Here is a 9,638-nt window from a genome sequence, read left to right as displayed (position 1 = left end):
GCGCGTACGTCACACCCCCAGGCGCCCTGACGAACCGCTGGCTCTACACCGGCACCATCCAATCGATCCGCATCACCTCATGACCGGGACAACTGGCCGGTGGAGCGGGCAGCAAGTCGGTGGGTGGGAGCGTACCGGCTGCGCGAGGGCCGGATCGCCGAGCGGTGGGCCATCCGGGACGACCTCGCCATGATCATCCAACTCGGCGGCCTCGAGCACGGTCAGGCGTTCGGCTCGACGTGAAGATCGCCGGCGAGGTGCTGCCACTCGGTCAGTGAGGCAGTCAGCTGGTTCAGTACCGTCGTGTACGTCGGGTCGCGCGCGACGTCGTGGAGTTCCGCGGGATCGGCGGCAAGGTCGAACAGTTGGACCCGGTCGGTGCCGCGGCCGTTCCGGCGCTCGTACCGGATCAGTTTGTGCCGGCCGTCGGAAGCCATCCGTTGCAGGCCGAGGTAGGCGGCGTGCACGGTCTGGCGATGTGGTTGCTCGGTACCGTCGAGGAGCACGCCGAAATCCTCGCCTTGGACGGTCGCGGGCGCTGCCGTCCCGGCCCGGGCGGCCAACGTGGGGAAGAGGTCGGCGTGCAGGGTGAGCGCGTCTGTCGTGTGACCGGAGGCGATCCCGGGGCCGGCCACGATCAGCGGGACTCGGAGACTGTGGTCGTACAGGTTCTGCTTGCCCATCAAGCCGTGCTGCCCGACGGCCAGTCCGTGATCGGCGGTGTAGACGACGATCGTGTTCTCCGCGAGGCCAGTGGATTCGAGTACGTCGAGGATCCGGCCGATGCCCTCGTCCAGATGGCTGATCATGCCGTAGTAGTCGGCGAGGTGCCGTCGTATCTCGGCCGGTTCGCGGGGGAGCGCCGCGAGGAGTTCGTCGCGGATCGCGAGGTCACCGTTGTCGAACGGGTGGCGGGCCATGAAATTGTTCGGTAGCGCGATCTCGTCGGGGTCGTACAGCGTCGCGTACTCACCGGGCGGAGTTCGTGGGTCGTGTGGTGCCGTGAACGCCGTCCAGCAGAAGAACGGCCGGTGGTCGTCGTATGACGTGAGGAAGTCGACCGTGGCAGCGGCGAAGATGTCGGTAGAGAAGCCGTCCGCGGTCCGCGCGGCCTCCGGCGGATAGTTGCCCGAGGCGTCGAAATCGTGCACTGGAACGGAGTTGTGGTCGCTCATGCCGCCGAAGAACAAGCTGTCGCCGGAGTGGAACGAGCGCCGGAACGCTGTGGTTCCGTTGTGCCATTTGCCGACCGCGTGGGCGTGGTAGCCGTGGGCCTCGAGGGTCTCTGGCAGCGTCGGTACGTCCGGGTTCGCCTCTGTCGTGCCGAGCTCACCCGGGACGACGGAGGCGGTCGCGCCGAACAGCTCGCGCCCGGTCAGGATGGACGCGCGGCTCGGTGCGCAGATCGCACCGGTCATTCCGCCCTGGCAGTGATGCGGGGTGAGGCGGGTGCCGCGGCCGGCGAGGCGGTCGAGGTGGGGAGTGCGCACCATCGGGTGATCGGCGGCGCCGAGCAGATCGTGCCGGTGGTCGTCGGCGATCAGGAACAGGATGTTGGGGCGGGTGTCCACTCTTGTCACCGTCCAGCACGGAGTACGGCGACCGCGTGCCCACGCAGCGCCTCGGGTACGGCGACGGTACCGTCCGCAGCCGCCGAGGTTGCCGGCCCGTCGAGCCAGCGGAGCTCTGCGCCGGCGAGCTGCCGCGGGACGGTCAGAGAACCCGAGGCCGGATCGAGAGTGTGCACGTAGACGGCGTGTTCGTCGGCGGTGTGCCGAAGGTCCCCGCGGGGCGGCGGGGCTTCCGACCACGGGCGGGTCGCCCAGATCGCCTCGCCGTGCGTCGCGAGCCAGGCACCGAGCTCAGCGAGGGGTGCGAGCTGTTCGGCGGGGATCGTTCCGTCCGGCCGCGGGCCGACGTTCAGCAGCAGGTTGCCGTTCTTCGCCACTACGTCGACCAGTAGCCGCACCAGCTCGGTCCCGGAGAGCCGATGCTTCGCGGGCTCGTTGGAGTTGTACCCGAAGGACCGACCGATCCCGCGGCATGCCTCCCAGGGCCGGTCGAGCACCTCGTCCACTTGCAGGTACTCCCGCGTCAGGTAGCCGTGGTACGGCACGCCCCAACGATCATTGACCACGCCGTCAGGAACAGCCTCGAAGTACTCCGCCAGCAGCGTCGACAAGCTGTCCGGACCGGCCGCCTTCCCGGCATCCGGCCATTCGAGGTCGTTCCACAGCACGTCGGGGGAGAACCGTGCGATCAGCTCCCGCAGTTGCACGGCGCAGTACCGGGCGAACTCGTCGTCGTTGCGCCGGTGCCGGAACAGTTCGACATCGCTGGTGATCGCCGGGAAGTCACCGGCGTGCCAGTCGAGTGCGCCTGAGTAGTACAGCCCGAGCCGCAGACCCGCGTCCCGGACAGCTGAGGCGATCTCGGCGACGACGTCGCGCCGGGGACCGCGTCGTGCCGAGCTGAACCCGGTAGTCGCTGTGTCCCACAAGCAGAACCCGTCGTGATGCTTCGTGGTCGGTACGACGTACTGTGCGCCCGCCTCGCGGAAGATCCGGATCCACTCCCGCGGGTCGAACGCGGGCGCGGACCACCGGTCGGCGAGATCCTCGTACGTCGTGCCGGTCCCGTACAGCTGTTCGTGCCGTCGTCCGGCCGAGCTGCCTGGAACGCGGACGGTGTTCGCGTACCACTCGGCGTACTGGTGCTCGGCGTACGCCTCCTCGATCGCACTGGTGCCGTCGGCGGTCGCCCAGCCTGGCACCGAGTAGATGCCCCAGTGTACGAAGATCCCGAACTTCGCGTCCCGGTACCACGCTGGTACGCCGTTCGTCGGGTACGCCGGGGCGCTCGGACCGAGGTCCGGACCCACACGGTTCTCGAAGGTAATCACGACAGCGGTACTCCCGGAGTCAGAGGGCGGCGAACGGATAACCGGTCGCGGGGTCACGGCAGACGTCGGCGCCCCGCTTGAAGAGATCGGCGACGGTCTCGGGCTGCTCTCGCCACCGGTCGACGGTCTCGGCCGGATCGTCGAGGAGTTGGTACAGCAGTCCTGCATCGGTACCTGCGCCCAGAGGAGCGCCGAGCGGCTCGGAGAAGCCTCCCGAGCCGCTACCCAGCACGGCCTTCCACTCGCCGTACCTGACCGCGAACAAGCCGTCGAAGCTGTGATGCACCAGGAGCCGGGGCTCGTCCGGTGGGTCGCTTGCCTCAAGCAACCAGCGCCAATCGCTGCCGTCCCGGTCGTCGGTCGGCAGCGAGGCTCCGGTTGCCGCTGCGATGGTGCCGATCACGTCGGTGAGGCAGACGGTCGTCTGCCGGACGGTGCCGGCGGCAACAACGGTCGGCCACGAGACGATCAGGGGCACGCGATGCCCGGCCTCCCAGATGTCTGCCTTCTGGCCGCGCCAGGGTCCGTTGGGCCGGTGGTGCTCGACGTCGCCGTCCTCCGGGTAGCGGGTTGGCGCGCCGTTGTCGCTGGTGAAGATCAGCAGCGTGTCGTCGAGAACGCCCGTACTGCTCAAGGTGGAGACGACTTCGCCGACGATCCAGTCGACCAGGCAGACCGCGTCACCCCGTGGTCCGGCTCCGGAAGCGCCACGGACGAAATCCGGAGGTACGCAAGGCCGGTGCGGCGCGGCCGGTGCGATGTAGGCGAGGAACGGCCGGCTGCTCGCCGCCTGATCGCGGATCCATCCGCAGGCCTCCTCCGTCACCCGTACGTCGACCTGGTCGTCCTGCCAACCCCCGACCTGGAGCCCTGGCCGCTGACCGCCGACCCGGGATTCCTTCTCCTGATCGGGTACGCCGACCGTCCGGTCGCCGTCGAGGAAGCAGTACGGCGGCATGTCGAGCGAGCCGGAGATGCCGAAGAACCGGTCGAACCCGAGCTCGAGCGGTCCGCCGGTGAACGGTGCGCGGTAGTCGACGTCCCGCCCGGGATTCTCCATCTGGCCGTGGTACTCGACGGTGGCGAACGGGTCGGGCGTGGTACCCGCCAGCGGTTGCCAGTTGAGGCCCAGGTGCCACTTGCCGAACGCGGCGGTCGCGTAGCCGGTCGATTGCAGGATGGACCCGATGGTCGGGCGATGGGGTTCGACGATGCTCGGGTCAAGGCCACCGAGGACGCCGCGGCGCAGCGGGCTGCGCCATGCGTACCGTCCCGTGATCAGGCTGTAGCGGCTGGGGGAGCAGACCGCACTGGACGCGTGGCAGTCGGTGAACCTCGCGCCGCGTGCGGCCAACGCGTCGATGTTCGGGGTCGGGATTCGTTCTGCGCCGTAGCAGCCGAGATCGCCCCAGCCCAGGTCGTCGGCGACGATCACCACGATGTTGGGCACGGTCACCGGCCCCCGAGTCCCGCGGTGGCGATGCCCTTCACGAGATGCTTCTGCAGTGCCAGCACCAGCAGAAGAGTCGGCGCCATGGAGACGACCGAGGCGGCCATCACCAGGTGCCAGGCGTTGCCGTGCTCGCCGAAGAACAACTGCAGCCCGATCGGAACGGTGCCCAGCGCGTTCACGTCGTTGATCACCACCAACGGCCACAGGAAGCTGTTCCAGTACGTGATGAACGTCCAGACCGCCAGTACGGCCAGAGCCGGTCGTGCGATCGGCACCATGATGTTCCAGAACGTCCGGAACGGGCCGCAGCCGTCGATGCGCGCCGCCTCCTGCAACTCGTACGGGATGCCGCGGTAGAACTGGCGGAGCAGGAACGTACCGAAGGCGGTGAACGCCCAGGGCACGATGAGCGCCTGGAACGTGTTGATCCAGCCGAGTCGTTGCATCAGGAGGTACATCGGTACGACGAGCACCTCCTGCGGAATCATCAGCGTCGCCAGGTAGAGCAGGAACAGCCGGTCCCGGCCGCGCCACCGCAGGCTCGCGAACGCGTAGCCGCTCAGTGCGGCGGTCGCGACGACCAGCAGAGTGCCCAGCCCGGCCACGATCAACCCGTTGCGGATGTAGATCTGGAACGGGTTGTAGGTGAAGACCTCGACGTAGTTGTGCCAGTGCAGCGTGGCGCCGAACAACTTCGGCTGGAACACCTCGCCGGGATCCTTCAGCGACGTCGCCAGTGTGAAGAGAACAGGTGCGAGGAACAGCAGCGCGCAGACCGCGAGCCCGATCTCGGCAGCGATCCGGCCGGCCGGGACACGGCGCGGGAGAGTCTGCTCAGTGCTCATAGTGGACCCACCGCTTCTGACCGCGCCACTGGACGCCGGTCACGATCATGATCAGGGCGAACAGCACCCAGGCTACGGCTGCGGCGAGGCCGAGATTGCCGTCCAGGAAGGCTGTCTGGTACACGTTCATCACCACCGTGACGGTGGAGCTGCCGGGCCCGCCGGCGGTCAGGATGAGTGGTTCGGCGAAGACCTGCAGGGCCTGGATCATCGTGACCGTGGTGGCGAAGAAGATCGACGGTGAGAGCAGCGGGACGGTGATCCGGAGCACCCGGCGCAGTCCCGTGCAGCCGTCCACCTCGGCCGCCTCGAGGACGGCGTCCGGGAGCTGGTCGATCGCGGCCGAGAAGATCAGCATGTTGTACCCGAACCCCTGCCAGAGGCTGGCCAGGATCACCGATCCCATCGCCGTGTGCGGATCACCGAGGAAGTTCGGTGCGTCGACACCGATCCCGGCGAGGACCTGGTCGATGATCCCGTGCGGTTGGTACAGCAGCTTCCACACCACGGTGGTCGCCACCACGGGCGTCACGACCGGCAGGAAGAACAGCACGCGGTACACGTTCCGGAAGCGGCTGCGGGCGATCCAGAGCGCGGCACCGAGGGTGAACACGAGGTTGAGCGGCACGATCACCACCGCATACAGGACGGTGTTGCGCAGCGCGGCGCCGAACTGACCGCTCTCGCCGAACATCTTCGCGTAGTTCGCCAGACCGACGAATCTCGGCGTACCGAGAGCAGGCCAGTCGAAGAAGCTCATGGCGACGGCGAGCGCACAGGGCAGCAGCGTGAACAGGCCGAGCCCGAGCAGGCTGGGGGTCAGGAACGCCAGTGCGTGCCCGCCTTCCCGCACCGGGCGACGACGTCGCCGCGGCGCCGGTGCGGCCGCCTGGGCGCCGCTGGGTGGACCAGTAGGTCTGGTGGCCACGGTCGACATCGTCACTCCGGTTCGTCGAGAGGTCGGTCAGCTGCCTTGGCTCTGCTGCTGAACGGTTTGCAGCGCCTGGTCGGGAGGCGTGGCGCCGGTGTAGGCGGGCAGGAAGTTCTGCGCGATCTTCTTGGTCACCTGGTCCCAGTTGCCGCTGGCAATGAACGGCGTGGTCTTGGTGAACGACGCCTGCAGCGACGAGATCGCGGCCGCCGCCAGGTCCGGGTTCTTTGCCCCGACCTGGCTCGACAGGAACGTCTTGTAGGTGTCGACCACCGCGGTCCGGGCCGGGTACGAACGTCCTTGGCCGGCCAGGTACGTCTGCGCCTCGGGGCCGGTCATCACCGCGAGAGCCTTCGCGGCGGCGTCCTTGTACTTGCAGGCCTTCGAGATCGCGAACCCGGAGTCCGCGACGTACGACGTCAAGCCCGCGGGCCCGGCCGGCAACGGTGCGACGCCCAGCCGGAACTTGGCGGCCTTCGTGTTGCTGCCGAGGTTCCAGGTGCCGTCGACCGCCATCGCGGCGTTGCCCGCGACGAACTGCTGCTCACCCCACGGAACGTCGCTGGAGCTCGCCGGTACGTTGGCCACCTTCTGCTTCGTGGCCAGACCGGAGTACCACGTGAACGCGTCCTTCATCTCCGGCGTGGTGAGCTGCACCTTGCCGGAGTCGTCGACCGGCCGCGCACCGTTGTAGGCCTGGAGCATCGAGAACATGTGGAGGTCGGAGAAGGACAGACCGAACCCGGGCTTCCCGGGGGTGGTCAGCTTCTTGGCGGCCGCCTCGAAGTCGGCCGTCGTCCAGCCTGGTTTCGGCAGCGGTACACCGGCCTTGTCGAAGGCGTCGCGGTTGTAGTACATGAGCATCGTCGCGAACCCGTACGGCAGGCCGAGCTGCTTGCCGTCGGACTTCATCGCCTCGAGCGAGCCCTTGTCCCAGTCGGCCGGCTTGAAGTCGGGGATCGCCGAGTCCAGTGGTTCGAGGGCGCTGGCGAAGGTCGGCAGCCGGAGGCTCTGCATCGTCACCAGGCACGGCGCCTGGCCGCCGGCGAGCTGGGTCTTCAGCTTGGTGAAGTAGTCGGCGAACGGTCCGGTCCGCAGTTCGACCGTGATGTCCGGGTGCTCCTTGGTGACCAGGTCGGCGATGTGTTTCCACTGCGCCTGCTCGTCCGCACCGGCCGCCCACAGCGTCCACTCGAGCTTGACCTTGCCGTTGGCCTCCGAGCCGCCCGCGTTCGTGCCCTGGCCACCGCCGCAGGCGCCGAGGGCCAGCAGCCCGGCCAGGCCGGCGGCGATCGCGCCGAACGCCTTCTTCCGCACTCTCATCGGTCGGTTCCTCCACACTGTCCGGCGGCTCCGTGCGTCCCGCGGCGGCCGCAGGTAGCATTAATTCGGAGCCGAATTTATTATGCGGAGACTACGCAGACGGCAGGCCGGTCGTCAACGCACCCGCTGAGGAGGCAGGATTCCGGGCATGGTTCACCGAAGCGAGGCACGTGGTCGCGACGACCTGACCCGGGCCGAGATCCTGTTGCTGCTCGGCTCCGCCGGTCCGCTGAGCCGTGCGGAGATCGCGACCCGTCTCGGGCGGGGGAGAGCGACCGTGACCGAGCACGCCCGCCGGTTGCTCGCCGCCGGCATGGTCCGCGAGCTGCCCGCTCAGGCCGGCTCGGCCGGCCGCCCACGGGTCCCGCTCGAGTTGGTGCCCGACGCCGGCCACGTGCTCGGGCTGCGCGTCACCGTGGACCGGGTGGTCGGCGCGGTGATCCGGCTCGACGGCGAGATCGTCGAGGAGTTCGTCCGCGAGGCACCGGTGCGGTCCGCCGGAGTCGACGGGCTGGTCGAGATCGTCGAGGAGGAGTTCGCGGCCCGGTCGTCGTACCCGCTGCACGGAGTCGGTGTCGCCCTGCCGGGTGTTGTCGACCTCGGTACCGGCGCGGTCCGGATGTCGGCGACCCTCGGCTGGCGTGACGCCGACCTGGGCGCGACGCTTGCCCGGCGGATCGACGTACCGGTGCTGGTGGACAACGACCTGCACGCGAGCACCACGGCCGAACTGTTGTTCGGCATGGGCCGCGATCACGACGACTTCCTGGTCCTCGGTATCGGCGACGGTGTGGCCCTCGGCATGGTTCTCGACCGTCGGGTGCACCGCGGCCCCGACGGCACGGCCGGCGAACTCGGACACACCACCATCGACCCGGCCGGTCCGCTCTGCAACTGCGGCAACAGGGGATGTCTACAGGCCTTCGTCTCGTCCGACGCGCTGATCGCTCAGGCCCGCGCGGACCACTTGATCGGCCCTCGTGCGGGGCTGGGCGGGTTGCGGCGCTCCGCAGCGGAAGGTACGCCGGGAGCAGTCGACCTGCTCCACGAAGCAGGGGAGCGCCTCGGTCGTGCCGTGGCCGGTGTCGTCACCGTCCTGGCTGTCCGCGCCGTCAAAGTGATCGGCGAGTCCCACATTCTGTGGCCCTATTTGGAGCCCGGGTTCACGAGCGCCACCAATGCCTCACTGCTCCCACCGCTGCACGATCTCGAGGTCCGGGTCAAACCCTGGCGCGAAATAGAGCACGCGAGAGGCGCAGCCTCCCTCCTCCTGGCCCACGGCGAAGCCCTACCGACCTGACCGAAGTCCCACGGTCGGTGCGTCACACCTGGTCGGCACCAGGCGTGCCCGGTGCCGTCGAGTCGCCGGCCAAGGCGCGGATGCGTTCGCGGACCGGTTCGTAGTGGGCTGCGATCGCGGCGCGGAGTTCGTCGACGTCGCCGCCGGCGGCTGCCTCGACGATCGCGGTGTGGAGTTCGGCGGTGGTGATGCCGTCCTGCGGGCGGACGTTCAGGGTCGGGGCGACGATCCGGTGCACCTCCCAGAACGCGCCGGTCAGTTGCAGGACCAGGTCGTTGCCGAGCGGGCGCATGAGCATCAGGTGGAACTCGCGGTCTTCCTCCAGGAAGTCCTCGCCCGCTGCCGCCCGCTTCTGCATCTTCGCGGCGAGTGCCGTCAGTGCGGCCCGCAGGTCGTCGTCCATGGCCGTGATGATGTCCGCGGCGATGCCCTGCTCGATCAGTTGCCGTACGTCGATCAGTTCGAGCAGGACCTTGTGGTCGTCGGCCCGGCTCAGGATGCCGCGGAACGCGAGGCTTTCGACGAGGGCGTTCATCGACATCCGGCCGACGTACGTGCCGTGGCCGTGGCGGACCTCGACGATGTCCAGGGTCGAGAGCACCTTGATGGCTTCGCGCACGCTCGACCGGCTCGCGGCGACGGCTTCGCCGATCTCGCCCTCCGTGGGCAGCGGGTCGCCCGGGCGGAGCCGGTGGTCCAGGATGAACCGTTTGATGTCCTCGGCCACCTGCTCCTGGCGGCGGGTCGGCCGCTCCCGCCAGGTCCCCATGGGTACCGGCATCGGCGGTTCGAGCTCCCTGTCGACCATCACGTCACCTCTTGGTTCGTCTGCGGCATCAGACATATGATGTCAGACTTTCTCCGATTTCGAAACGAGAACGGTC

8 protein-coding genes are annotated in these 9,638 nt (G+C 68.6%); 1 reads left to right on the top strand and 7 read right to left on the bottom strand.

The genetic code is table 11. The features are described from left to right. Nucleotides 1–221 precede the first annotated feature (221 nt). Genes ACFV9C_RS38840 through ACFV9C_RS38815 form a run of 6 tightly spaced genes read right to left on the bottom strand, consistent with a single transcriptional unit; the run spans nt 222 to nt 7,454 of the window. Nucleotides 222–1,571 carry a sulfatase-like hydrolase/transferase gene (locus tag ACFV9C_RS38840; protein WP_380201913.1) on the bottom strand — a complete coding sequence of 450 codons (1,350 nt, stop codon included), beginning with the start codon at nt 1,569–1,571 and terminating at the stop codon, nt 222–224. Between the two features lie 5 nt (nt 1,572–1,576). After that, a complete protein-coding gene (locus ACFV9C_RS38835; RefSeq protein ID WP_380201912.1) occupies nt 1,577–2,902 on the bottom strand; it encodes an alpha-L-fucosidase in 1,326 nt (441 codons plus the stop codon). 19 nt (nt 2,903–2,921) lie between these two features. Beyond that, a complete protein-coding gene (locus ACFV9C_RS38830) occupies nt 2,922–4,358 on the bottom strand; it encodes an arylsulfatase (RefSeq protein ID WP_380201910.1) in 1,437 nt (478 codons plus the stop codon). Further along, nucleotides 4,355–5,200, bottom strand: coding sequence for a carbohydrate ABC transporter permease (locus ACFV9C_RS38825; protein WP_380201908.1), 846 nt, complete (start codon nt 5,198–5,200; stop codon nt 4,355–4,357). The genes ACFV9C_RS38830 and ACFV9C_RS38825 overlap by 4 nt, the downstream gene beginning before the upstream one ends. Further along, nucleotides 5,190–6,137: a carbohydrate ABC transporter permease gene (locus ACFV9C_RS38820; RefSeq protein WP_380201906.1), complete on the bottom strand. Its 948-nt coding sequence runs from the start codon at nt 6,135–6,137 to the stop codon at nt 5,190–5,192. Before ACFV9C_RS38820 ends, ACFV9C_RS38825 begins: the two co-directional genes overlap by 11 nt. A gap of 27 nt (nt 6,138–6,164) precedes the next feature. Further along, the gene (locus tag ACFV9C_RS38815) at nt 6,165–7,454 is read right to left on the bottom strand and encodes an ABC transporter substrate-binding protein (RefSeq protein WP_380201904.1); all 1,290 of its coding nucleotides are present in this window, start codon (nt 7,452–7,454) and stop codon (nt 6,165–6,167) included. A gap of 148 nt (nt 7,455–7,602) precedes the next feature. Between ACFV9C_RS38815 and ACFV9C_RS38810 the strand changes: the two genes are divergently transcribed. Next, nucleotides 7,603–8,754 (top strand): ROK family protein, encoded by a 1,152-nt coding sequence (locus ACFV9C_RS38810; RefSeq protein WP_380201903.1) that lies wholly within the window; start codon nt 7,603–7,605, stop codon nt 8,752–8,754. Nucleotides 8,755–8,776: 22 nt separating this feature from the next. Here the strand turns inward: ACFV9C_RS38810 and ACFV9C_RS38805 are convergent, their stop codons facing one another. Further along, complete coding sequence (locus ACFV9C_RS38805) at nt 8,777–9,562, bottom strand: FadR/GntR family transcriptional regulator (RefSeq protein ID WP_380201901.1); 786 nt, start codon at nt 9,560–9,562, stop codon at nt 8,777–8,779. Nucleotides 9,563–9,638: the final 76 nt, after the last annotated feature.

This window comes from Kribbella sp. NPDC059898 (genome assembly GCF_042730855.1).
Classification (GTDB): Bacteria; Actinomycetota; Actinomycetes; order Propionibacteriales; family Kribbellaceae; genus Kribbella.
This window is presented reverse-complemented; position numbering and strand designations above follow the sequence as displayed.

Bases quoted from the DNA above. Each gene is read 5' to 3' on its own strand.
- ACFV9C_RS38825 (WP_380201908.1), bottom strand. From the start codon at position 5,200: ATGAGCACTGAGCAGACTCTCCCGCGCCGTGTCCCGGCCGGCCGGATC.
- ACFV9C_RS38820 (WP_380201906.1), bottom strand. From the start codon at position 6,137: ATGTCGACCGTGGCCACCAGACCTACTGGTCCACCCAGCGGCGCCCAG.
- ACFV9C_RS38815 (WP_380201904.1), bottom strand. From the start codon at position 7,454: ATGAGAGTGCGGAAGAAGGCGTTCGGCGCGATCGCCGCCGGCCTGGCC.
- ACFV9C_RS38810 (WP_380201903.1), top strand. From the start codon at position 7,603: ATGGTTCACCGAAGCGAGGCACGTGGTCGCGACGACCTGACCCGGGCC.
- ACFV9C_RS38805 (WP_380201901.1), bottom strand. From the start codon at position 9,562: ATGGTCGACAGGGAGCTCGAACCGCCGATGCCGGTACCCATGGGGACC.